This is a genomic window from Nonomuraea sp. B12E4 (assembly GCF_039871825.1).
In the GTDB taxonomy this organism is placed as follows: domain Bacteria; phylum Actinomycetota; class Actinomycetes; order Streptosporangiales; family Streptosporangiaceae; genus Nonomuraea.
The window spans coordinates 259,675-282,827 of record NZ_JBDPME010000010.1 but is presented as its reverse complement, the minus strand read 5'-3'; the positions used below and the strand labels follow the sequence as shown (position 1 = coordinate 282,827).

Here is a 23,153-nt window from a genome sequence, read left to right as displayed (position 1 = left end):
CGTTCGCCTTCTTCATCGTGCTGGCGGTGCTCACCACGATCTGGTCGATGCGGTCACTTCGCCGGATCGCCGGTTAGAAAAGTGCCGGTCTCGTCGGTCATCCGCTCATACTCCTCCAGGCGCGCCCGCGTACGCAGGGGCATCGCGTCGGCCATGGCCTCGACCAGGGCCATGGCCAGGGCGAGCGGGGCCGCGTGCGAATCGAACACCAGCCGGTCCCCGACGGGCGCGTCCAGCACCACCTCGGCTGGGAAATCCGACTTGTCGGTGATGGCCGCCACCTTGAGCCCCAACTTCGCGGCGTACTCCAGCGCGTGCACGGCCTCGGCGGGATAGCGCGGCAGCATCACGGCCACCAGCCACTCGGCCCCCGCCCGCCGCGCCGCGTGCAGCCCGTCGACCAGCTCGGACCCGCCGTGGACGAGCAGCCGCACGTCGGGGTGGATGCGCCGGGCGTAGTAGGCGAAGGTGGTGGCCAGCCCGCAGGAGACCCGCAGCCCGACCACGGGCAACGGCTCGGTGGCGGCCAGGTGCTCGCCCAGCTCCTTCAGTGGGAACGCCGACAGGCGCTCCCGGACCAGCGCGAGGTTGCGGATCTCACCGTCGATGGCCCCGCGCAGCAGGCTCTCCTGGGACACCCCGACCCCCGGCCCCATCACCAGCGGCCGCAGCGCCTGGCGCAGGTCCGGATATCCGGCGAACCCCAGCACCACGGCGAACCTGGTCACCGAGGGCTGGCTGACCCCGGCCCGCTCGGCCAGCTCCACGCTGGACAGGAAGATCGCCTCTTCGAGGTGATCACCGAGGTAGTCAGCGATCCTCCGCTGCGCAGGCGACAACTTCCGGCCATCCAGCAGCACACCCAGCCCACCGTGATATCCGTCCGCCACGCCACCTCCAACGCTGTCCACACGGCATTCTCATCCCGCGCGGCCGCACCACGCTCTCATTTGTGCGGCCGCGACAGGACCGTCAGGACTCGCGCCGGGATGTGCCCCACCGGCGGACCCGCGGGCGTCACCGCTCGTCGTGCCCTCTGAATGAGAACATTCAGAGGGCACCCGCAGGGTACAACGGCTAGCTCACCAGGAACTGGGTGGCGGCCAGCTCCCGGTAGAGCTCGTCCTCGCCGACCAGCGAGGCGTGCGTGCCCACGGCCCGCACGCCGCCCCCTTCCATGACCACGATCCGGTCGGCGTTGGTGACGGTGGACAGCCGGTGCGCGATGACCAGCACGGTCGTCTCGCTCGCGACCTCGGAGATGACCTCGCGCAGCCGCAGCTCGTTGACCGCGTCGAGCTGCGAGGTGGCCTCGTCGAGCAGCAGCAGCCTGGGCTTGCGCAGCAGCGCCCTCGCGATGGCCACACGCTGCCGCTCGCCGCCCGACAGCAGCACGCCGCGGTGCCCGACCGCCGTCTCCAGCCCCTCGGGCAGCCGCTCCACCAGGTCGTCCAGCCTGGTACGCGCGACGGCGCGGCGCAGCTCCTCCTCCGTGACGTCCGGGGCGGCGAAGAGCAGGTTCTCCCGCAGCGTCCCGGCCAGTACGGGGGCGTCCTGCTCGACGTAGCCGAGGGCGGCCCGCAGCTCGCCCAGCGGCCAGTCGCGGATGTCCCGGCCGCCGACCACGATCCGCCCGCCCTGGTGCTCGTAGAAGCGTTCGAGCAGGGCGAACACCGTGGACTTGCCCGCCCCCGACGGGCCCACCAGCGCGGTCAGCCCGCCGGGCGGCACCTCGAAGCTGACCCCGTGGTGCACGGTCGGGCGGTCCTCGCCGTACCTGAAGACCACGTCCTCGAACCGCACCCCGACCGGCCGCGCGTCGTCCGCGGCGCCGGCCGGCTCGTCCGGCTCGGCCGGCAGGTCCTCGATCTCCTTGATCCGCTTCATCGCGGCGAGCCCCTGCTGGAGCTGGACGCCGCCCTGGACCAGCTGCCCGATCGGCGGCACGAGGTAGAACAGGTAGAGCAGGAACGCGATCAGCGACGACACCTCCAGCACGCCCGAGGCGACCCGGGCCCCGCCGACGGCCAGCACGCACAGGAAGGCGATCTGCACCGCCATGTACGTCGCCACCCCGGCCAGCGACGTCCACCCGGCGACCTGCAGCCCCCGGTCGCGGGCACGCACGGCCGCGTCGCCCACCACGGCGATCTCCCGCTCCTCCACGCCGCTCGCCTTGACGGTCCGGTACGCCTGCAGCGCACGGTCCAGCACCGCCCCCATCTCGCCCACGGCCTCCTGGGCCTGCGTCTGGGCGCGCTGGATCCGCGGCATGATCAACGCGACCAGCCCGCCGATCAGCACCACCACGAGCAACGTGACCAGCAGCAGCACGCCGTCCATGGTCGCCATCATGACGATGGCCCCGACCAGCATGAACACCGCGCTGACCGACTCGACGATGCCGTTGGTGAGCACGGCCCGCAGCAGCGTCGTGTCACCGGTCACCCGCGACAGCAGGTCGCCGGGCTTGAGCCGGTCCACGTCGGCGACCCGCAACCGCAGCATCCGGTCGACGAGCCTGCGCCTGGCGGAGAGCACGATGCCCTCGCCGGTGCGCTCCATCAGGTAATTGCCCACGGCCGACACGACGGCGCCGATCACGACCGCCACGACCAGTCCTAACAGCGGCGTGCTCATCGACTGTCCCGCGCCGAACGCGTCCACCACGTATTTGGCCAGCAACGGCATCGCGAGCCCCGCCGCTGAGCCGATCAAACCCAGCAGCCCGCCCAGGATCAGGATCTTCCTGTGCGGGCGGACGTAGGCGAGCAACTCCTTGACCACCGCAACCCCCTTCACGACATTTCCCGTCTTGCTCCAACGAACGGGAAGGCGCCGTCAACACCCCCCGCGAGGGTCAACCTAAATTGACGACCGGAGTATGTCAACTTTGGTTGACCCTCATTCTCAAGGAGGAGACGACATCCGGACGCGGCGGCCGGACGAATAGGGCGTCGAGGAACCCGGCCGGAACCTCGCACCTACACGATCAGCCCTTCGAAAGGACCGAACATGGAGCTCCGGATCAACCGGCGCGCTCTTGTCGGACTTGGCCTCGCCGCAGCGGTCGCCGCGTCGTCGTTGGCCGTGCTCCGCACCGACTCCGGCATTGCTTCCTCGCACCGCGAGGCTCCTGCCATCGCGGCCGACCCGCAGCACGACAACACCGACGTGTACGCGTTCGTCAGCCCCGACAAAGCCGACACCGTGACCCTGCTGGCCAACTGGATCCCGCTCGAGGAGCCCCAGGGCGGCCCGAACTTCTACCCGTTCGCCACGAAGTCCCGGTACAACATAAAGATCGACAACAACGGCGACGCCGTCACCGACATCACCTACCAGTGGACGTTCCGCAACGAGGACAAGCGCGGCAACACCACGTTCCTGTACAACAACGGCCCGGTCACCTCTCTGGACGACCCGAACCTGCTCTTCCGCCAGCGCTACACGCTCAAGCGGATCACCCCCGGCGGCGGCAAGACGCTGGTGGACGACGGCATCGTCGCGCCGAGCAACGTCGGCCAGGCCTCCATGCCCGACTACGCGAGCCTGCGCAACCAGTCCATCAAGAACCTGCCGGGCGGCGGCAAGACCTTCGCCGGGCAGTCCGACGAGGCCTTCTTCCTCGACCTGCGGGTGTTCGACCTGCTCTACCGCGGCGACCTGTCCGGGGTGGGCAACGACACCCTGAAGGGCTACAACGTCAACACGGTGGGCATCCAGGTTCCCGCCACCGACCTGGCGCTCAAGGGCGACGCCAAGCGCAACCCCGTGATCGGGGTCTGCTCCACCACCGACAAGTTCAACGGCAAGAACTTCGTGCAGGTCTCCCGCCTGTGCAACCCGCTGGTGAACGAGGTCGTGGCGCCCGCCGGCCTGAAGGACGCGTACAACGCGCTGGACCCGTCGAAGGACGCCGACGTCAAGGCCTTGGTGAACCGGGTCACCGACCCCGAGGTGGCCAGGCTGCTGGAGGCCATCTACGGCATCAAGGCGCCCCCGACCCCGCGCGACGACCTGGTCGAGATCTTCCTGAAGGGCATCGCGAAGCAGAACGGCCCGATCAAGGCCGACCTGAACTCGCAGATCCTCAACAAGGACGCGGGCAGGCTGCGTCCCTCCGAGCAGCTGCGGCTCAACATGTCGATCCCGCCCGCCAAGGACCCGAACAGGCTCGGCGTGCTGGGCGGTGACCTGCAGGGCTTCCCGAACGGCCGCCGTCTCTCCGACGACGTCGTGGACATCGCGCTGCAGGCCGTGGCGGGGGCCGCGCGGTCCGGCAAGCTCGTGCCCGGGCTGACCGACAAGGTGGACAAGAACGACAAGCCCGTCGGGCAGACGTTCCCGTACATCCCGCTGCCCAGCAACGTGGCAGTGAACACGCGCTAACCCTCGGGACCGGCCTGCTCCCTCTCCAAGCGGGCCGGTCCGTACCGGCGGCAGGCCTCCCGTCTCCCATCGTCTGCCGCCGACAGAAAGGGCCGGCCGGCCGTGCTCCCCGTCGCGGCCGGCCGGCCCCGCATCCCAGCAGCCCTGGAGCCTTGGACATGCGTGCCTTCGTGATATTCGCCGGCCTGGCCCTCATCGTGGCCATGGCCTTCACCGTCGTCTCCTTCTCAGCGGCGCCCGCGCCGGAACCGGCGGCGGCCGCACCCGACACCGAGACCCTGCAGCAGCGGCTCAAGCGGCTGCCGGCCGACTACCGCGGCTGGGCCCAGCTCGCCGTCCAGTACGTGGACCAGGCCAGGGTCACCGGCGACCCGTCGTACTACAACAAGGCGGAAGGCGCCCTCGACACCGCCGCCAAGCTGAAACCCGGTGACGACACCGTCCTCACCGGGCAGGCCGCGCTGGCCGCCGGCCGCCACGAGTTCTCCGACGCGGCGCGCCTGGCCGAGCGCGCCCTCGACGCCAACCCCTACAGCGCCGCGGCCCTCGGCGTGCTGGCCGACGCGAAGACGCAGCTCGGCGACCTGCGCGCGGCGCAGCGGGCCGTGGACGGCATGCTGGACCTGCGCCCGGGGGTGGCGGCCTTCGCCCGCGCCTCCTACGCGGCCGAGCTGCGCGGCGACGCGGCCAAGGCCCGCGAATACCTCGAACTGGCGCACGACGACGCCTGGGCCCCGGCCGACCTCGCCTACGCCCGCTACTACCTGGGAGAGCTGGCCCTGCACTCCGGCGACCTGGACACGGCCGCCGGCTGGTACGCCAAGGCCCTGCAGGCCTACCCCGCCTACACGCCCGCCCTCGCGGGACAGGCCAGAGCCGCGGCCCTGGACGGGCGGCCGACCGAGGCACTCGACCTGTACGACACCGTGGTCGAACGCCTCCCGCTCCCCCAATACCTCATCGAGCAGGGCGAGACCCGGCTCAAGGCGGGCCGGCCGGCCGACTGGACGCTGCTCAAGGCGCAGCGCAAGCTGTTCCAGACCGCGGGCGTGCGTGACGACCTGACGTGGGCGGAGTTCGAGGCCGACCACGGGGACCCGGAGCGGGCCGTGCGGTACGCCACGGCCGAGTACGAGCTTCACCCGAACCTGGTCAGCGCCGACGCCCTGGCCTGGTCCCTGTTCAAGGCGGGCAGGCCCGCCGAGGCGCTGCCGTACGCGGAGAAGGCCACCGCCACCGGGTGGCGCAACCCGCTGCTGAGCTACCACCGGGCCCGGATCGAGCAGGCCCTCGGCCGGCCGGTGCGGGTGGACCCCGGCTTCGATCCGACCCTGTCCGCCCTGGCGAGGTTCTCATGAGAGTCGTCCGGCTCGTCCTGCTGTCCGCCGTGGCGGCCCTGGCGTCGTCGCTGTGCGGGAGCGCGCTTCTGAGCACCCCGGCCGGCGCGCAAACCACGACCACCCTCCAGCAGGCCGCCCACCCGCTGGGGCGGTTCACCGTCAACCACTACAACGGCCTGCGCGTCACGGCCTCCGAGGTGCGCAACCTCGCCGTCGTGGACCTGGCCGAGCTGCCCACACTGCAGGCCAAGCCGTCCGTGACGGCCGGGTACGCGGCCGGGCGCTGCACCGCCCTGGCCGCCGCCCAGCGGCTGGTGATCGGCGGCCGCGTCGTGCCGTGGCGGGTCGAGAACGCCGGCTTCGCCTACGCGCCCGGTGAAGGCGGCCTGCCGACCAGCCGGTTGACCTGCCGGCTCGTGGCCGAAGTCCGCGCGGCAGGGGCCGTGGAGTTCAGCGACGGGTTCGAGCAGGACCGGATCGGCTGGCGCGAGATCGTCGCGGTCGGCGACGGGGTACGGCTGACCGGCTCGTCGGTGCCCACCGCGAGCGTCAGCCGGGAGCTCCAGGCATACCCGGAGGATCTGCTGGCGGACCCGCTGGACGTGCGCACCGCCACGTTCACCGTCGCCGGCCCCGGGCTCGCTCTGCCCGATGCGACCGGCTCCAACGCCCAGGGCGGCGGCGGACTGTCCGGTGAGATCGGGATCGGCGGCCCCATCGGGGACGCGCTGGCCGCACTGGACCGCACGTTCACCGGCCTGATCGGCTCGGACACGCTGACGGTGCCGCTCGGGCTGCTGGCGGTCGGGCTGGCCGTGGTGCTCGGGGCCGGGCACGCGCTGATCCCGGGGCACGGCAAGACCATCATGGCGGCGTACCTGGCCGGGCGGCGCGGCCGCCCGCGCGACGCGCTCGTGGTGGGCGCGACGGTGACGGCCACGCACACGCTCGGGGTGCTGGTGGTGGGGTTGCTGCTGAGCGCGTTCACGGCGCTGGCCGGAGAGTCGGTGCTGGGCTGGCTGGGGATCGCCAGCGGCGCCCTGATCGCCGCCATCGGCCTCCGCCTCCTCCTGAACGCCCGCAACCCCGGCTCACATGGCCACGGTCATGGTCATGGGCACGGGCACGGGCACGGGCATTCGCCCAACCCCAACCCCAACCTCGACCCCGAGCACGAGCACGAGCACGAGCACGAGCACGAGCACGGCGAGGGCCACGGCCACGAGCGCAGGCACCAGCGCACGGGCCTGGTGGGGCTCGGCATCGCGGGCGGGCTCGTCCCCAGCCCCTCGGCCCTGATCGTCCTGCTGGGAGCCATCGCGCTCGGCCGGACGTGGTTCGGGGTGGCGCTGGTGACCGCCTACGGCCTCGGCATGGCGGCCACCCTCACCGTCACGGGCCTGCTCCTGGTCAAGCTCGTGGACCGGCTGGAACGCCGCGCCTCGGCCGGCCGCCGCCTGGCGGCCCGGCTCTCGGGCCTGGCCCCGCTGGGCACGGCCACGATGGTCGTCCTGCTGGGCGCGGGCCTGGCCCTCCGCTCGGCGGCCGCCCTGTGACCCGGCGCGCCCCGGCCCACCTCATGGAACCATCAGGTGGGCCGGCGGCCGCGCCGGGTGGAGGGAAGATCGTGCCGGCCTGAGAGGAACTCCTGGAAGGCGATCTTGACCTTGATCGCCGGCCGCCGCCACCGTTCCTCCCGGCGGATGGCCCGGGCCAGCTTGCGCGGCGAGCGGGTGGCGAAGAACCAGTGGGCCCACGGGGAGCCGGGCCGCGCCAGCCGGATCGCGCCGACCAGCAGCATCGGCGGGACGAACAGGCCCGCCATCCCGGTCCAGATCTTGCCCTTGAGCAGGGTGACGACGGCGAGCAGCAGGTTGGCCACGATCAGCGCCGCGGGGTTGACCCAGGTGCCGTAGTTCCAGGTGAGGGGGCGCAGGCCGACGAGCAGCAGCCCGGTGACGGCGACCGCGATGAAGACCGCGTCCACCGAGGTGCGCCCCTCCTCCTCCCAGTAGACGTCATGCAGGTGCAGGAGCAGCGCGAACTCGTCCAGCACCAGCGCGGAGCCCAGGCCGAACAGGCACGCCGCGGCGGCCGCGCCGATCTGCGAGCTGGAGGAGACGATGAGCCCGGCGACGCCGCCCACCAGCATCAGCACCACCCCGAACACGGCGTGGTGGATGTGCATCTCGCCCACGTTCACGTTACGGAACCAGCCGACCTTCGCCCTGATCAGCCGGACGTTGATGCGGGTCGCGATGAAGGCCACGATGAGCGTGACGAAGTAACAGAACAGCGGCAGCCGTCCTGTCGCGATGATGCTCTGCTGAAACCATTGCTCCATGACCCTGAATCAGATGTTACGAGCCGTCTGCCCGTTCTAGGTCGCTTGCCGCAAACAGCATCGTCCGGAAAGCTCGGGAAAGTGAGACGGCGCACCGTCCTTGCCGCCGTGGCCCTGATCGCCCTGGCGGCGGCCGGCGCCGTGGTGGCGGGCAACCTCGATCCCGGCGAGCACGTCGGCTGGGGCGACGCCGCCCAGGTGCTGATCACCGTCTCCACGATCGCCGTGCCGCTGGTGCTGTGGATGCGGCGGCCCACCACGCTCGTCCCCGTGCCCGACGCCAAGGCCGCGCTGCGCGAGCTCGTACGCGTCCAGTGGCGCGACGAGGCGGCGGCCCGCTCCCTCAACGACCCCGGCCCCATCCCCGTCGACTGGTACGCCCACGGCCGCCCGGTGGGCGACCCGGTGGCCTGGTTCCGCACCCTGGGCCCGCGCCGGATGGTGATCACGGGCGGTGCCGGCACCGGCAAGACCACACTGGCCGTGCAACTCCTGCTGGGCCTGGCCGAGACGGCGGAGGAAGGCGAGCCCGTACCGGTGATGCTGTCCCTGACGGAATGGGACCTGTCCAGGTGGCCGGACCTGGCCGGCTGGGTGGCCGACCGCCTGGCCGCCAGCTACCCGGGCCTGCGCTCCCCCCAATATGGCGAGGACGCCCCCGCCTGGCTGGCGCACGGCGGTCACCTGCTGCCCGTGCTCGACGGCCTGGACGAGTTGCCCGCCGCGGCCAGGGCGGAGGTCATCACCCGCCTCAACCGCGGCCTGGGTGAGGGCGACCAGGTGATCGTCACCAGCCGGAGACCCGAGTACGACGCGGCGGTCAGGGAGGCGGGCCGGACGCTCACGGGCGCGGCGGTGATCGTGCCGAAGGCGCTGACCTCGCAGGTGGCGGCCGACTACCTGCGCTCGGCTCTCCCGGAAGGCGGGCAGCGGCCCTGGCTGGACGCGCTGCGGTCGAGGAGGTCAGCGGCGCTCGCGGCCGTGGCGGCCACGCCGCTCGGCTTATGGCTGCTCCGCACCGTCTACGCCGACCACGACCCCGACCCGGAGATCACCGAACCCGAGCTCTGGCACCACCTCCTGGACCGCCTCGTCCCGGCCCTGATGACTGCCAGACCACCGGCCGGCGCCCCCTCCCGGCCGCGCCACCGCTGGAGCCCCGAGGCCGCGACGACGTGGCTGCGCACGCTGGCCGGTCAGCCGGACGTGACCTGGTGGCGGATCGCCTCCCGGCTCACCACGCCCGCGGAGCGCCACCTGCTGCCGTTCGTCGCGGGACTGGCGCTCGCGGTGCTGACGGCCGGTCCCATGGCCGCCGCCGGCGCCGTCGCCCGCGTCACGTTCGGCATGAGCGAGGTGTGGCTGCTCGTCACGACGGCGGTCGCGCTGCCACTGATCTTCGCCCGGGCCGTGTACACGTGGTCCTCCGACAGTCCCGGCACGGTCACCCTGCGCCGCCACGTCATGCGCAGGCCCGAGGTGCGGGCCCTGCCCGTCGGTGTGGTCTCCGGCGCCGCCATCGGCCTGCTCGTCAGCCTCGGCGCCGGGGAGAGCGAGTCTCTTCTGGTCACCGTGGTCACCGGGATCGTCGGCGCCGTGGCCGTCGGTGTGCCCCTCGGGACCACCGTCTGGCTGGTGCAGTGGCTGGAGCATCCGACTCCCGACCTCTCGGCGGTGACCCCGCCCTCCTCCTGGCGGTCGGACCGGGCGCTCACCCTGGCGCGGGCGCTCGGCTCGCTGATCCTGGTCATCCCGCTGTCGTTGCTGGTGACCGTGGCGTCCGGCCCGCATGAGGGGGCGCCGTTCGTCTTCATGCTCGCCTGGCTCGCGGCCCTGGCCTTCGGGCTGCTCTTCGGCGGGCACCATGCCTGGGTGCTCTGCGTGCTCGCCGTGTGCCGCCTGGCCCTCACCGGCAGGCTGCCGTTCCGGTTGATGCCGTTCCTGGCGGACATGCACCGGCTGGGCGTGCTGCGCGCGGTCGGCCCCGTCTACCAGTTCCGCCACGAGCGGCTGCGCGCGCACCTGTCAGGACAGGAATGCCCGTAAGAGGGCGGCCGTGCCCTCCAGGTGCTCCGCCACCGCCTGCCTGGCCGCGTCCGGGTCCCCGGCGAGGATGGCCTCCACGATGGCCCGGTGCTGCGTGGCGGCGTGGTCCAGGTTGACCTGCAGCATCGGGATCGCGTTGAGCAGGTCGCCGACCCGGGAGCGGGCGTCCGCGCAGGTCGTGGCCAGCAGCGTCGAGCCGGTCAGCTCCGCGATGGACAGGTGGAAGGCCGTGTCGAGGCGGCGGTAGTCCTCCAGGCCGGCCGCGTCGAGGTCGGACAGCCTGCCGACCAGCACGGCCCGCTGATCCGGTGAGAGGCCGGAGGCGGCCAGCACCTGGGCGGCCCCGCACTCCACCGCCAGCCGGAACGTGAGCGCGTCGGCCACCTCGGCCATGCCCATCTTCGCCACGGCCTGGCGCAGCTCGCCGGCGCCCGGCTTGGGCGGGACATAGGTGACGAAGGCGCCGCCGTAGCGGCCGCGCCGTACGTCGAGGTAGCCCGCGTCGGACAGCGCGCGGATCGCCTCGCGCAGGGTGACCCTGCTGATGCCGAGCCGGACCGCGAGCTCGCGCTCCGGGGGGAGCTTGCCGCCCGGAGCCACCACGCCGAGCTTGATCGCCTGGAGCAGCCGTTCCACGGTCTCCTCGAAGGCGTTACCGGCCCTGACCGGGCGCAACACCGTCATCAAACGCGCCGACTCGTCCAACGTGTCCTCAGGTCTTGACAAGCGATCCCGCCATACACATCAATGGTCTGAGACTAGCCCAATTAACGGGAAAGCGCGTCAGGCCAGATCGGAGCGACGTAGCGTGAGCGAGCGAGCGAGCACCGGGTTCCTTTCCGCCGGCGAGCTACGCGACGAGGTGGATTCCGGGCGCATCGACACCGTGCTCCTCGCGATCGCCGACATGCAGGGCAGGCTGCAGGGCAAGAGGCTCTCCGCACGCTACTTTCTGGACGAGGTGCTGCACCACGGCTCCGAGGGCTGCAACTACCTGCTCGCCGTGGACGTGGACATGAACACGGTCTCCGGCTACTCCATGTCGTCCTGGGACCGGGGCTACGGCGACTTCGTGATGAAGCCGGACCTGGCGACCCTGCGCAGGGTGCCATGGCAGGAGGGCACCGCGATGCTCATGGCGGACCTGGCATGGGAGAGCGGCGGCGAGGTGGCCGCCTCGCCCCGCCAGATCCTCCGCCGCCAGCTCGGCCGCCTCGCCCAGCGCGGCCTTGCCGCCTACGTCGGCACCGAGCTGGAGTTCTGCGTCTACGAGGACACCTACGAGGAGGCCTGGAAACGCGCCTACCGCGACATGTCGCCGGCCAACCTCTACAACGTCGACTACTCGCTGCTCGGCACGGCCCGCGTCGAACCGCTGCTGCGGCGGATCAGGCGGGAGATGGAAGGCGCGGGCATGTACGTCGAGTCCGCCAAGGGCGAGTGCAACCTGGGCCAGCACGAGATCGTCTTCCGCTACGACGAGGCGCTGCGGACCTGCGACAACCACTCCGTCTACAAGAACGGCGCCAAGGAGATCGCCGCCCAGGAGGGCAAGTCGATCACCTTCATGGCCAAGCCCAACCAGCGTGAGGGCAACTCCTGCCACGTCCACATCTCGCTCAGGAGCCTCGACGGCGACCCGGTCATGGCGGGTGAGGGGCCGTACGGGCTGTCCCCGCTCGGCGCCCGGTTCATCGCCGGGCAACTGGCCTGCATGCGCGAGCTCACCCTGCTGTACGCCCCCAACATCAACTCCTACAAGCGCTACGTGCCCGGCAGCTTCGCCCCCACGGCCGTCAGGTGGGGCGTCGACAACCGCACGTGCTCGCTCCGGCTCGTCGGCCACGGCCGGTCGCTGCGCGTGGAGAACCGGGTGCCGGGCGGCGACGTCAACCCGTACCTGGCGGTGTCCGCGCTGGTGGCGGCCGGGCTGCACGGCATCGAGAACGAGTTGCCGCTGGAGGGCGCCTTCGAGGGCAACGCCTACGAGTCCGGCGGCGAGACCGTGCCGCACACTCTGCGGGACGCGCTGGCGCTGTTCGAGGGGTCGAAGACGGCCCGTGACGCGTTCGGCGAGGAAGTGGTCGAGCACTACGCCAACAACGCGCGGGTGGAGCTGGCCGCCTTCGACGCGGCGGTGACGGACTGGGAGCTGTTCCGTGGTTTCGAGCGAATGTGACAGGTGCCGATGAAGATCGTTAATCCGGCGACGGAGGACGTCGTCGCGGACGTCGAACTGGCCGACGCGGCCGAGGTCGATCGGGCGGTGGAGCGTGCCAGGAAGGCGTACGCGGCCTGGCGCGCGGTCGCGCCGGGCGACCGGGCGCGGTTGCTGCGCAGGTTCGCCGACCTGGTGGGCGAGCACGGGGAGGAGCTGGCGGGGCTGGAGCTGGCCAACGCCGGGCACCCGATCGGCAGCGCCCGCTGGGAGGCCGGCACCGTGCGCGACGTGCTGCACTTCTACGCCGGCGCCCCCGAGCGCGACCACGGCAAGCAGATCCCGGTGGCCGGGGGTGTGGACATCACGTTCCAGGAGCCGCTGGGCGTCGTGGGCGTGATCGTGCCGTGGAACTTCCCCATGCTGATCATGTCGTGGGGCGTCGCCCCCGCGCTGGCGGCGGGCAACACGGTGATCGTCAAGCCGGCCGAATGGACCCCGCTGACGGCGCTGAGGCTGGCCGAGCTGGCCCTGGCGGCGGGCCTCCCCGAGGGGGTGCTCCAGGTGCTGCCCGGGGCCGGGGAGGTCGCGGGGGCCCGGCTGGTCGAGCATCCCGACGTGGCCAAGATCGTGTTCACCGGCTCGACCGAGGTGGGCAAGGAGATCGCCGCCAAGGCGGGGGCGCAGGTCAAGCGGCTCACGCTGGAGCTAGGCGGCAAGTCCGCAAATATCATCTTTGCGGACTCAGACCTCGAAAAAGCGGCAAAAACCGCGCCTTATGCCGTCTTCGACAACGCCGGCCAGGACTGCTGCGCCCGCTCCAGGATCCTCGTCCAGGCCGCCGCGTACGACGAGTTCATGGCCCTGCTCGCCCCCGCCGTCCAGGCGGTGAAGGTCGGCGACCCGCTCGACGAGAGCACCGAGATGGGCCCGCTGATCAGCGCCGAGCACCTCGACCGGGTGCGCGGCTTCGTCCAGGGCACCCCCTACCTGCAAGGATCCTGCCCGCGGGGCAAGGGCTACTGGTTCCCGCCGACCGTGCTGACGCCCGAGGTCACGGATCCGGCGTTCACCGAGGAGATCTTCGGGCCGGTGGTGTCGGTGGTGCCGTTCGCGGACGAGGCGGAGGCCGTACGGATCGCCAACGACACCCCCTACGGCCTCAGCGGCTCCATCTGGACCCGTGACATCGGGCGGGCGCTGCGCGTGGCCAGGGCGGTCGAGTCGGGCGCGCTCTCGGTCAACTCGCACTCCTCGGTGCGCTACTGGACCCCCTTCGGCGGCTTCAAGCAGTCGGGGCTCGGCAGGGAGCTCGGCCCGGACGCCCTGGCGGCGTTCACCGAGACCAAGAACGTCTTCATATCGGCGGAGTGAAGGGCCGACGAAGGAGGCACTTCGCGAAGCGAACGAGGAGCGGTGAACGACCATGAGTACGAAGTGGAGGGCCGGCGAGGGAATGAGCGATCACATGCGGCGTTTGCAGGACCGGGTGGCGGTCATCACCGGGGCGGGCAGCGGGATCGGGCTGGCCACCGCCCGCCGGTTCGCCGCCGAGGGCGCCAAGGTGGTGTGCGCGGACATCGACGAGGAGACCGGCGCCAAGGCCGCGAGCGAGGTCGCGGGCCTGTTCGTCAAGACCGACGTGACCCGCGAGGACGATGTCGTCCGGATGTACGAGGCGGCCCACGAGACCTACGGCAGTGTGGACATCGCGTTCAACAACGCCGGCATCTCGCCGCCCGACGACGACTCCATCCTGGAGACCGGTATCGACGCCTGGCGCCGCGTCCAGGAGGTGAACCTGACCAGCGTCTACCTGTGTTGCAAGCACGTCATCCCGTACATGCGCCGCCAGGGCAAGGGCTCGATCATCAACACGGCCTCCTTCGTCGCGGTGATGGGCTCGGCCACCTCGCAGATCTCGTACACGGCCTCCAAGGGCGGGGTGCTCGCGATGTCGCGGGAGCTGGGCGTGCAGTTCGCCCGGGAGGGCATCAGGGTGAACGCCCTGTGCCCGGGGCCGGTGAACACGCCGCTGCTGCAGGAGTTGTTCGCCAAGGACCCGGAGCGGGCGCAGCGGCGCCTTGTGCACATTCCGGTGGGCCGCTTCGCCGAGGCGTCAGAGATCGCGGCGGCGGTGGCCTTCCTGGCCAGCGACGACGCGTCGTTCATCACGGGCAGCGAGTTCCTGGTGGACGGCGGCATCTCCGGCGCCTACGTCACACCGTTCTAGGAGGTAACACGCTCGTGCGCCGTCCCGTCATCGGCATCACGTCCTACGTCGAGCCCGCGAAGTTCACGGTGTGGGACCTGCCCGCCGCGTTGCTTCCGTACATGTACGTGGAGCAGGTCGTACGCGCCGGCGGCCAGCCCGTCATACTGCCACCGGCCGGCGATCCCGGCCCGGTCGTGAGCCGCCTGGACGGCCTGATCCTGGCAGGGGGCGGCGACATCGACCCGGCCAGGTACGGCGAACGGCCGCACGAGCGCACCGGCCACGTCCGCGAGTTCCGCGACGACGCCGAGTTCGCCGTGCTGCGCGCGGCCCTCGACGCGGGCCTGCCGTTCCTCGGCGTCTGCCGCGGCCTACAGGTCCTCAACGTCGCCCTCGGCGGCAGCCTGCACCAGCACCTCCCCGACGTGGTCGGGCACCCGGGTCACTCCCCGGAGCCCGGCCGCTTCGGCCACCTGCCCGTCACGCCGAGGTCCGGCACCCGCCTGGCCAAGGCGCTGGGCACGGATCCCGTGACGGTCCCGCACTACCACCACCAGGCCGTCGACCGCCTGGCCCCCGGGCTCACGGTCACCGCCACCGCCGACGACGGCACGATCGAGGCGGTCGAGCCGGACTCCGGCGGCTTCGCCATGGCCGTGCAGTGGCACCCGGAGGCGGCCGAGGACTGCGCGCTCTTCGAGGCGCTGGTGGCCGCCTGCTGACCCGACGCGGGCCGGGAACGTGCCCACCGCGGCCCCGCACCCCCTGATCGGCACCCACCTGATCGGCACCCACCGCCGCACGTCCGCCCGGTTCACTCCCTGATCATCGGTCGTTCACTCACTTCACCGGCTGCAGCACGCTCTCGAACTCCACGACGCCCGCGCCGTACCGCTCGTCGGCGGCGCGGCGCTGTTCGTCGGTGGCGAGCCAGACGCCGACCTCCACCCGGTTCCGCGGCACGCTGGAGGACGCCGTGATCAGGGCGTCGCCCAGCCCGCTCTGGACCCGCTCCTGGATCGAGTTCAGCTCGGCCTCGGTCCGCCGCGCGCCGCTCACGCACAACGCTCCGCCCCACACTTCGCGGATCCACGCCTCGCGCTCCGACAGATCACCGGTGAACCTCAGGTTCAGCACCAGCCGCGCGGGGTCGTTGGCGTCCGGTGAGTCCGCGCCCCGCTCGCCCAGGTAGTCCTGGTCGAGCCAGGCCCCCGCGAACTCCTCGGCCGTGCCCGCCCGCGCGATGGCCCGCTCCAGGGCGGGCTGCGTGGCCTTGGCCGGATCGACCGGCCGCCAGCCGCCGGTCGGCGCCGGGCACGGGCTGGAGAAGTCCTCCGCCGGCGGAGTCTTCCGCTCGGGCGGGCCCGGCGGCTCGGTGAGCGTCAGGCTGGCCCCGTCCCAGGTGCCGACCACCCGGTAGTCACCCCATCTCACGCCGGCCTTCGACTCGTACCGCACCGCCTCCCAGTCCCAGCCGACGACGTCGGGGCCGCCGCACTGCGGCGGCAGCGAATCGGCCACCGCGGAGCAGATCTGCGGCCCGTGGCCGCCGCCTTCGAGCACGGTCACGCTGGCCTCGTAGCGGGCCTGCGCAGTGGCCTCGTGGCGGGGCTGCGCGGGCGGCGCGCCGGCCTCCCCGGTGCCACAGGAGGTGAGCGTCAGAGTGGCCGCCAGGCCGAGGGTCGCCGTTCGCCGGTTCATACTCGATACGACGCCACCACCTTCCAGACGGTTCACCTCAGGCCCGAACGCGACAACACCCCCGCGACAGCACTAGGCTTGACGGACATCACCGGCGAAACCGTGCGGGAGAGCACCCTGACAGCCGGTCAGGGTCCCTGAAGGAGCAAGCCCTCCCCGCGAACCTCTCAAGGCAAAGGACCGCACGGCCGAGGTGACCTCTGGAAAGCAGGCCTGTCGGCCTCGCCGAAGGTGAAAGTCCGGTAAAAGTCGGGCGAAGCTCTCAGGCATCGATGACAGAGGGGGAGGATGCTGGCATCCAATCCTGTCCTGAGGTGCGTCAAATGTCCCGACCTACACCGCTACGAGACGTTCACGAGAGCCTCGGCGCCACGCTCACCGACTTCGCGGGATGGCTCATGCCACTCCGGTACGGGAGCGAATCCGCGGAGCACAGGGCCGTCCGCGAGGCCGCCGGGCTGTTCGACCTCTCGCACATGGGGGAGATCTTCCTGACCGGGCCGCAGGCCGGGCAGGCGCTGGACTACGCGCTGGTGGGCCACCTGTCGGCGCTGACGCCCGGGCGGGCCAGGTACACCATGATCGTGAACGAGCGGGGCGGGGTGCTCGACGACCTCATCGTCTACCGGCTTGAGGACGAGCAGTTCATGGTCGTGGCAAATGCCTCGAACTACGAAAAAGTCGGAAATGAGCTGACTAATCGTGCGAAGGCGTACGACGTGGTGGTCGAGGATCGCTCGGACCAGTACGCACTGATCGCCGTCCAGGGTCCCCGCGCCCAGGAGATCCTCGCCACGCTCACCGACGCCGACCTCGCCGGGCTCAAGTATTACGCGGGCCTGCCGGGGCTGGTCGACGGGCGGCAGGCTCTCATCGCCCGTACCGGCTACACCGGCGAGGACGGGTTCGAGCTGTTCGTCGCCAACCAGGACGCGGTGCCGCTCTGGCACGCGCTCATGGCGGCGGGCGAGCCTCACGGGCTCAAGCCGGCGGGCCTGTCCAGCCGGGACACCCTCAGGCTGGAGGCGGGCATGCCGCTGTACGGCAACGAGCTCGGCCCGGAGCTGACCCCGTTCGACGCGGGGCTGGGCAGGGTGGTGAAATTCGACAAGCCGGGCGACTTCGTCGGCAGGTCGGCGCTCGAGGCGGTCAAGGACGACCAGCCGCGGCGCAGGCTCGTCGGCCTGGTCGCGCGGGGCCGCCGGGTGCCGCGCCACGGTTACCCGGTCACCAAGGACGGCGCCGTCGTCGGCGAGGTCACCAGCGGTGCGCCTTCCCAGAGCCTGGGCAGGCCCATCGCGATGGCCTACGTGGACGCCGGGGCCGGCTCAGGCCTGGCTGTGGACATCCGGGGCAGCCATGAACCCATGGACCTGGTCGAGCTGCCCTTTTACAGGAGGAACAAGTGAGCAACATCCCCGACGAGCTGAACTACACCAAGGAACACGAGTGGGTGGCCGGTATCGACGACGGCCTCATCGTGACCGTCGGCATCACGGCCTTCGCCGCCGACGCCCTTGGTGATGTCGTCTTCGTGCAGCTCCCCGAGGTCGGTTCGAACGTCGAGGCGGGCGACTCCGTCGGCGAGGTGGAGTCGACCAAGTCGGTGAACGAGATCTACACGCCGGTCGGCGGCGAGATCGTCGAGGTGAACCCGGCCGTGGTGGACGACCCGAGCCTGGCCAACAGCGACCCGTACGGTGACGGCTGGATGTTCCGGGTGCGCATGGAGGGCGACCCCGAGGACCTGCTGTCCCCGGAGGAGTACACCGCTCTCACCGCCGGCGAGTCCTGACCCCGCCCGGCGAGAGACCTGCTCACCACCCTGCCACCTACTGTGTCGGACCATAGCGGCAGGCCGGCAAGCAGATTTCCGCATTGGCCCGCCGGGGCCCCCGACACCGGGCCCCGGCTCCTTCGAAGGGACGCGTACATCAATGGCGATCAGCGTCTTCGACCTTTTCAAGATCGGTATCGGCCCGTCGAGCTCTCACACGGGAGGCCCGATGGCGGCCGCGCACAAGTTCGCCCGCGGGCTGCACGAGGACGACCTCCTGCCGCGCGTGGCGCGCGTCGAGGCCATCCTGTACGGTTCGCTCGGCCTGACCGGCAAGGGCCACGGCAGTGACAAGGCGGTCCTGCTGGGCCTGTCCGGCGAGAAACCCGAACTGGTCGACGTGGACTCCGTCGAGGCCCGGGTGGCCGAGATGCGCGACACCGGTCTGATCAAGCTCTACGGGACCCACGAGATCCCCTTCTCCGTGGGCATGGACCTCGTCTTCGAACGCAAGATCTCCCTCCCCGAGCACCCGAACGGCATGCGCTTCACCGCCTTCGACGCGGCCGGCGAGCGGCTGCGGGAGAAGGTCTACTTCTCGGTCGGCGGTGGCTTCGTCGTGGACGAGAAGGCCACCGGCGCCGACCGCATCAAACCGGACGACACCGTCCTGCCCTACCCGTTCACCACCGGGGAGGAGCTTCTCAAGCTCTGCTCCCAGACGGGCCTGTCGATCTCCGCCCTGATGATGGAGAACGAGAAGGCGTTCGGCCGTACGGAGGAGGAGATCCGTACGGGCATCCTCCACCTCTGGCAGGTCATGTCGGAGTGCGTGCGCCGCGGCATCTCCAAGGAGGGCGTGTTGCCCGGCGGGCTCAAGGTCAAGCGCCGCGCCAACCAGCTCCACCGCCGCCTGCAGTCGGAGTCGGCGGAGAAGGACCCGCTGCAGGTGATGGACTGGGTGGCGCTGTTCGCGCTGGCGGTCAACGAGGAGAACGCCGCCGGGGGCCGCATCGTCACCGCCCCCACCAACGGTGCCGCCGGCATCATCCCGGCCGTACTGACCTACTACACGCGCTTCGTCCCGCGCGCGGACGACGACGGCGTGGTCCGCTTCCTCCTCACGGCCGCCGCCATCGGCGTCCTGTTCAAGGAGAACGCCTCGATCTCGGGTGCGGAGGTGGGCTGCCAGGGCGAGGTCGGCTCGGCCTGCTCGATGGCCTCTGCCGCCCTCACGGAGGTCCTCGGCGGCACGCCGGAGCAGGTGGAGAACGCCGCCGAGATCGGCATCGAGCACAACCTGGGGCTGACCTGCGACCCGATCGGCGGCCTGGTCCAGATCCCGTGCATCGAGCGCAACGCGGTCGCCTCCAACAAGGCGATCACGGCCGCCAGGATCGCCCTGCGCGGCGACGGCCGCCACTACGTGGCCCTGGACAAGGCCATCAAGACGATGCGGGACACCGGCCGCGACATGCTCGACAAGTACAAGGAGACCTCACGCGGCGGCCTGGCCGTCAACGTGATCGAGTGCTGACCACGCTTTCGAGTGGTACCATAATGTTGTACCACTTGAAAGGAGCGTGGATCGTGTCCATCACCGCCAGCGAGGCACGCCGCCGACTGTTCCCGCTCATCGAAGAGGTCAACAACGATCGCACCGCCGTGGAGATCGTCTCCAAGAGCGGCAACGCCTACCTCGTGGCCGCAGAGGAATACGAAGCCCTCCAGGAGACGGCCTACCTGCTCCGCTCACCCGCCAACGCACGCCGCCTGATCGAGTCCTACCAGGAGGCGGTCGCCGGGCGCCACGAGCGGCACGAACTGCTGGACGACGAGACCCCTCGGTGAAAGTGGCGTTCACCAGCCAGGGCTGGGCGGACTACGTCCACTGGCAGACGGCCGACCGGCAGATCCTCAAACGGATCAACCGGCTCATCGAGGACACCCTGCGCGATCCGTACGAGGGCATCGGCAAGCCCGAGCCCCTCAAGTACGGACTGGCGGGCGCGTGGTCGCGACGCATCACCGACGAGCATCGCCTGGTCTATCTGGCGGTGGACGACGAGATCGTCATCTTGCAGGCTCGTTACCACTACGAATAGCGGCGGCCTGGCCGTTCAACGTGATCGAGTGCTGAGAAACTGTAAGAACCTTACAGAACTCAAGGTTTCCGCCTAGGCTGGGGAACATGGAAACCGTCCCGCTCCAGGAGGCGCGCGAGAAGCTCGGCGTGCTCGTCGCGCAGGCCCACCACGCCCATCACCCGGTGACGATCACCCGCCACGGCAAGGCGGAGGCCGTGCTCGTCTCGGCCGCGGACTATGCCGAGCTCAAGGAGCGACTGCGGCGACTCCAGGACGAGGAGGATCGTCGCGTCATTAGGGAGGGCATCGCTCGGATCGAACGCGGGGAGCCCGATCCGGAGGGTACCGTTGTCATCACAGCCAGTTCACGTGAAGAGCTGGAAGCCAAGTTGGCCGCATCGCTCGGACTCACCGAGGAGTGATCCTGCGCACCGTCATCTGGGAGCCCCCAACCCATGAGGTCGCTTCTTGCCTCCCTGTCCGAGTCCGCCGCTTACTGATGAGCCTGGTGGCCGATCTGGCCACCGGCCCGATACCTCCAAAGGACGCGCTGTCCAACGCTCACATCCCTGAGGCTTACGAGATCCATACCTCGGCACTGACCGTGAAGTTCACCATTTATGAGGACGAAGTGCGCCTCCTGGTGATCCGCTCCAACAGCTGAGTCAGCGGCGCACGTGCAGGCGGACGACGGTGGGGGCGTCGTCGTCGACGATCTCGCGGCGGATCCGGCCCACGATGTCCTGGTCCAGCTTGCTCACCACCGCGCCCACATCTGACGGCGACGGGCAGGTCAGGCCGATGCGCAGGCCGTCCGTCCCGACCCGTACCCGCACCCGGCCCAGTCCCTCCACGCCCTTGAGGCCGACGAAGAGCATCGCGGTGCCCGTGCCGCTGGAGTCGCCCCGGCGACCCCAGCCCAGGCAGAGCAGCAGCCAGCGGAGCGCCACCAGGGACAGGAACAGCAGGGCGGAGGCCAGCGCCCACAGCGGCCAGGGCTCGTCGGCGAGGCTCCGGTGGACGTGGCCCGGCAGGACGCGGGCGTTCGGCGGCAGGTCGAAGAAGCGGTCCTGGCCGCGTAGCCAGGCGTAGGCGCCCAGTCCCGCCAGCGTCGCGCCCACGAGGGCGAGGCCGACGCGGTTGCCGGCGTACTGGCGCATCACCCGTCCCTCCGCCGCAGCCGGACCACGACCTCGCCCGTGCCGAGGGTGCCGACACCCGCCAGCCGGTCCCCCACCGCGGTGCCGACCTGCCGGAGCATCGCTCCCGAACTCTCCGCCGAGGTCATGACGGTGACCTCGATGGTGCGCCTGCGCAGCCGTACCCGGGCTCGGTCGACCCCGGCGACCTGCTGGGCGGCGGCGCGCAGCGTGCGGCGCAGGCCCGAGCGGGTGATGCCGACGACGATCAGCGGGTCGGAGGTCTCCACCGGCACCAGCGTGCAGCGGCCGGGCACGGCCGCCAGCAGCAGCATCAGCGTGCCCACCGCCACGAGCGACAGTGCCGTCTGGGACAGCTCCGGCCACGTCGTCCTGCTCGCGAGCTTGACCGCGTCGTCCACGGGGACCCAGCCGAGTGGCGCGCCGAGCAGACCTGAGACCACCTCGGCCGCCGTCGCCGCGGACGCGGCGGCCAGGGTGAGCGAGACGAGGGCCCCGGGCAGCGTGCGCGCCGGCCTGAGCACTCTGCTCGCCCTGCGCAACCCCGTGCGCTGCGGGGTGACGGCGGCACCGGGAAGTATCTGCTGAAGCGTGGTCATCACAACGACAGACGTACATGGAGCCCCGATCGCCCGGACCGCGCCCCCGCCGCCGATTTGCCCGAACATTACGGGGCCAGACGCCAACATGAACCAGCCTCATATTTATTTGCCCCATATGCCGTTACGCTGCTGGTATGGATGACCGCCAGCGCTACGACCGCGCCACAGCGGCTCTGGAGCCGCCGTTCGCCGTCCTCGACCTGGCGGCCATGCGGGCCAACGCGGCGGACCTCGTACGGCGGGCGGCGGGCAAGCCGATCCGGGTGGTCAGCAAGTCGGTACGCAGCCGCCCGCTCCTCGAACGCATCCTGGCCATGGACGGCTTCCACGGCCTCATGGCCTACACGCTGCCCGAGGCGCTCTGGCTGGCCGCGCACGGCTTCACCGACATCCTGGTCGCCTACCCCACGGCCGACCGGCGGGCGCTGCGGGCCCTGGCCGGGGACGCGCAGGCGGCCGGGCAGATCACGGTGACCATCGACTCTCCCGCCCACCTGGACTTCATCGAGGCGGCCGTGGCCGCGGTCCAGCCACGCGCAGAGATCCGGATATGTATGGACATTGACGCCGGATATATCGCCCTCAGCGGGAGGTTCCGGGCTGGCGCCCTCCGCTCCCCCATCCGCGAGCCCCACGAAGCCGCCGACCTGGCCGCCGACCTCGCCGGGCGCCCCGGCTTCCGGCTGACGGGGCTGCTGGCGTACGAGGCCCAGATCGCCGGACTCGGCGACGCCCCGCCCGGGAACGCCGCCCGCACCCGGGCCATCCGCCTCATGCAGTCACGCTCGGCCAAAGAACTCATCGTCAGGCGCGGCCACATCGTCAACGCGGTGCGCCGGCTCGCCGACCTGGAGTTCGTCAACGGCGGCGGCACCGGCTCGATCGAGCGCACCGCACGCGAGAAGGCCGTCACGGAGGTGGCGGCCGGATCGGGGTTCTTCCACCCGAGGCTGTTCGACTTCTACCGCCGGTTCACCGGCCACCCGGCTGCCCTGTTCGCCCTGCCGGTGGTGCGCCGGCCGACTCTGGACTCGGTCACCGTGCTCGGCGGCGGCTATCTGGCCTCGGGCGCTCCCGGCCCGGCCCGCCTGCCGCAGCCGTACCTGCCCGCGGGGCTGCGCTACGTCCCGGACGAGGGCGCGGGCGAGGTGCAGACGCCGCTGCTCGGCCAGGCGGCGCAGGACCTGCGGATCGGGGACCGGGTGTGGTTCAGGCACGCCAAGGCGGGCGAGTTGTGCGAGCACTTCGACACGCTGCACCTCATCGAGGGTGACACCGTGGTCGAATCGGTCCCCACGTATCGGGGCGAGGGGCGGACCTTCCTCTGACGG

23 protein-coding genes and 1 riboswitch are annotated in these 23,153 nt (G+C 71.0%); of the genes, 16 read left to right on the top strand and 7 right to left on the bottom strand.

What is annotated here, in order from left to right; all coding sequences use genetic code 11:
* Positions 1-53: 53 nt before the first annotated feature.
* Positions 54-890 carry a MurR/RpiR family transcriptional regulator gene (locus tag ABGB18_RS24215; protein ID WP_347697856.1) on the bottom strand — a complete coding sequence of 279 codons (837 nt, stop codon included), beginning with the start codon at positions 888-890 and terminating at the stop codon, positions 54-56.
* 187 nt (positions 891-1,077) lie between these two features.
* Positions 1,078-2,802 (bottom strand): ABC transporter ATP-binding protein, encoded by a 1,725-nt coding sequence (locus ABGB18_RS24210; protein WP_347697855.1) that lies wholly within the window; start codon positions 2,800-2,802, stop codon positions 1,078-1,080.
* Between the two features lie 213 nt (positions 2,803-3,015).
* Here ABGB18_RS24210 and ABGB18_RS24205 point away from each other — a divergent pair, with 213 nt between their 5' ends.
* The 3 genes from ABGB18_RS24205 to ABGB18_RS24195 all read left to right on the top strand — a co-directional run bounded on the left by ABGB18_RS24205 (position 3,016) and on the right by ABGB18_RS24195 (position 7,288).
* The gene (locus ABGB18_RS24205) at positions 3,016-4,392 is read left to right on the top strand and encodes a DUF4331 domain-containing protein (protein WP_347697854.1); all 1,377 of its coding nucleotides are present in this window, start codon (positions 3,016-3,018) and stop codon (positions 4,390-4,392) included.
* 158 nt (positions 4,393-4,550) lie between these two features.
* A complete protein-coding gene (locus ABGB18_RS24200; RefSeq protein ID WP_347697853.1) occupies positions 4,551-5,750 on the top strand; it encodes a tetratricopeptide repeat protein in 1,200 nt (399 codons plus the stop codon).
* Complete coding sequence (locus ABGB18_RS24195) at positions 5,747-7,288, top strand: High-affinity nickel-transporter (RefSeq protein ID WP_347697852.1); 1,542 nt, start codon at positions 5,747-5,749, stop codon at positions 7,286-7,288. Before ABGB18_RS24200 ends, ABGB18_RS24195 begins: the two co-directional genes overlap by 4 nt.
* Before the next feature lie 32 nt (positions 7,289-7,320).
* On the opposite strand, the gene ABGB18_RS24190 is transcribed toward ABGB18_RS24195, so the two are convergent.
* Positions 7,321-8,076 (bottom strand): hypothetical protein, encoded by a 756-nt coding sequence (locus ABGB18_RS24190; RefSeq protein WP_347697851.1) that lies wholly within the window; start codon positions 8,074-8,076, stop codon positions 7,321-7,323.
* An 81-nt stretch (positions 8,077-8,157) separates the two neighbouring features.
* Between ABGB18_RS24190 and ABGB18_RS24185 the strand changes: the two genes are divergently transcribed.
* A complete protein-coding gene (locus ABGB18_RS24185; protein WP_347697850.1) occupies positions 8,158-10,122 on the top strand; it encodes an NACHT domain-containing protein in 1,965 nt (654 codons plus the stop codon).
* On the opposite strand, the gene ABGB18_RS24180 is transcribed toward ABGB18_RS24185, so the two are convergent.
* Complete coding sequence (locus tag ABGB18_RS24180; protein WP_347697849.1) at positions 10,102-10,806, bottom strand: FCD domain-containing protein; 705 nt, start codon at positions 10,804-10,806, stop codon at positions 10,102-10,104. The two genes, ABGB18_RS24185 and ABGB18_RS24180, sit on opposite strands and share 21 nt — an antisense overlap.
* 124 nt (positions 10,807-10,930) lie before the next feature.
* On the opposite strand from ABGB18_RS24180, the gene ABGB18_RS24175 reads away from it, so the two are divergent.
* The 4 genes from ABGB18_RS24175 to ABGB18_RS24160 all read left to right on the top strand — a co-directional run bounded on the left by ABGB18_RS24175 (position 10,931) and on the right by ABGB18_RS24160 (position 15,217).
* Positions 10,931-12,301 (top strand): glutamine synthetase family protein, encoded by a 1,371-nt coding sequence (locus ABGB18_RS24175; protein WP_347697848.1) that lies wholly within the window; start codon positions 10,931-10,933, stop codon positions 12,299-12,301.
* Between the two features lie 9 nt (positions 12,302-12,310).
* The gene (locus ABGB18_RS24170) at positions 12,311-13,654 is read left to right on the top strand and encodes an aldehyde dehydrogenase family protein (RefSeq protein ID WP_347697847.1); all 1,344 of its coding nucleotides are present in this window, start codon (positions 12,311-12,313) and stop codon (positions 13,652-13,654) included.
* Positions 13,655-13,748: 94 nt separating this feature from the next.
* Positions 13,749-14,513: a 3-oxoacyl-ACP reductase gene (locus ABGB18_RS24165; protein ID WP_347697846.1), complete on the top strand. Its 765-nt coding sequence runs from the start codon at positions 13,749-13,751 to the stop codon at positions 14,511-14,513.
* Between the two features lie 14 nt (positions 14,514-14,527).
* Positions 14,528-15,217 (top strand): gamma-glutamyl-gamma-aminobutyrate hydrolase family protein, encoded by a 690-nt coding sequence (locus ABGB18_RS24160; protein WP_347697845.1) that lies wholly within the window; start codon positions 14,528-14,530, stop codon positions 15,215-15,217.
* Positions 15,218-15,335: 118 nt separating this feature from the next.
* Here the strand turns inward: ABGB18_RS24160 and ABGB18_RS24155 are convergent, their stop codons facing one another.
* Positions 15,336-16,196, bottom strand: a complete 861-nt coding sequence (locus ABGB18_RS24155) for a hypothetical protein (RefSeq protein WP_347697844.1) — start codon at positions 16,194-16,196, stop codon at positions 15,336-15,338.
* 95 nt (positions 16,197-16,291) lie between these two features.
* Positions 16,292-16,389, top strand: a riboswitch (glycine riboswitch).
* Between the two features lie 130 nt (positions 16,390-16,519).
* Between ABGB18_RS24155 and gcvT the strand changes: the two genes are divergently transcribed.
* The 7 genes from gcvT to ABGB18_RS24120 all read left to right on the top strand — a co-directional run bounded on the left by gcvT (position 16,520) and on the right by ABGB18_RS24120 (position 20,724).
* Positions 16,520-17,605, top strand: coding sequence for a glycine cleavage system aminomethyltransferase GcvT (gene gcvT / locus ABGB18_RS24150; protein ID WP_347697843.1), 1,086 nt, complete (start codon positions 16,520-16,522; stop codon positions 17,603-17,605).
* The gene (gene gcvH / locus ABGB18_RS24145) at positions 17,602-17,991 is read left to right on the top strand and encodes a glycine cleavage system protein GcvH (protein ID WP_347697842.1); all 390 of its coding nucleotides are present in this window, start codon (positions 17,602-17,604) and stop codon (positions 17,989-17,991) included. Before gcvT ends, gcvH begins: the two co-directional genes overlap by 4 nt.
* Before the next feature lie 142 nt (positions 17,992-18,133).
* Entirely contained in the window at positions 18,134-19,510 is a 1,377-nt protein-coding gene (locus tag ABGB18_RS24140; protein WP_347697841.1) for an L-serine ammonia-lyase, read from the top strand.
* Between the two features lie 53 nt (positions 19,511-19,563).
* Entirely contained in the window at positions 19,564-19,824 is a 261-nt protein-coding gene (locus ABGB18_RS24135; protein ID WP_347697840.1) for a type II toxin-antitoxin system prevent-host-death family antitoxin, read from the top strand.
* Positions 19,821-20,078 (top strand): Txe/YoeB family addiction module toxin, encoded by a 258-nt coding sequence (locus tag ABGB18_RS24130; protein ID WP_090935735.1) that lies wholly within the window; start codon positions 19,821-19,823, stop codon positions 20,076-20,078. Before ABGB18_RS24135 ends, ABGB18_RS24130 begins: the two co-directional genes overlap by 4 nt.
* An 86-nt stretch (positions 20,079-20,164) precedes the next feature.
* On the top strand, positions 20,165-20,482 hold the full coding sequence (locus tag ABGB18_RS24125; RefSeq protein ID WP_347697839.1) for a type II toxin-antitoxin system Phd/YefM family antitoxin: 318 nt from the start codon (positions 20,165-20,167) through the stop codon (positions 20,480-20,482).
* Between the two features lie 77 nt (positions 20,483-20,559).
* Positions 20,560-20,724, top strand: a complete 165-nt coding sequence (locus ABGB18_RS24120; protein ID WP_347697838.1) for a hypothetical protein — start codon at positions 20,560-20,562, stop codon at positions 20,722-20,724.
* A gap of 1 nt (position 20,725) precedes the next feature.
* Here the strand turns inward: ABGB18_RS24120 and ABGB18_RS24115 are convergent, their stop codons facing one another.
* Positions 20,726-21,220, bottom strand: coding sequence for a hypothetical protein (locus ABGB18_RS24115; protein WP_347697837.1), 495 nt, complete (start codon positions 21,218-21,220; stop codon positions 20,726-20,728).
* Positions 21,220-21,819 carry a DUF6286 domain-containing protein gene (locus ABGB18_RS24110; RefSeq protein WP_347697910.1) on the bottom strand — a complete coding sequence of 200 codons (600 nt, stop codon included), beginning with the start codon at positions 21,817-21,819 and terminating at the stop codon, positions 21,220-21,222. The genes ABGB18_RS24115 and ABGB18_RS24110 overlap by 1 nt, the downstream gene beginning before the upstream one ends.
* Positions 21,820-21,956: 137 nt before the next feature.
* Here ABGB18_RS24110 and ABGB18_RS24105 point away from each other — a divergent pair, with 137 nt between their 5' ends.
* Positions 21,957-23,150, top strand: a complete 1,194-nt coding sequence (locus ABGB18_RS24105; protein WP_347697836.1) for an amino acid deaminase/aldolase — start codon at positions 21,957-21,959, stop codon at positions 23,148-23,150.
* Positions 23,151-23,153 lie beyond the last annotated feature (3 nt).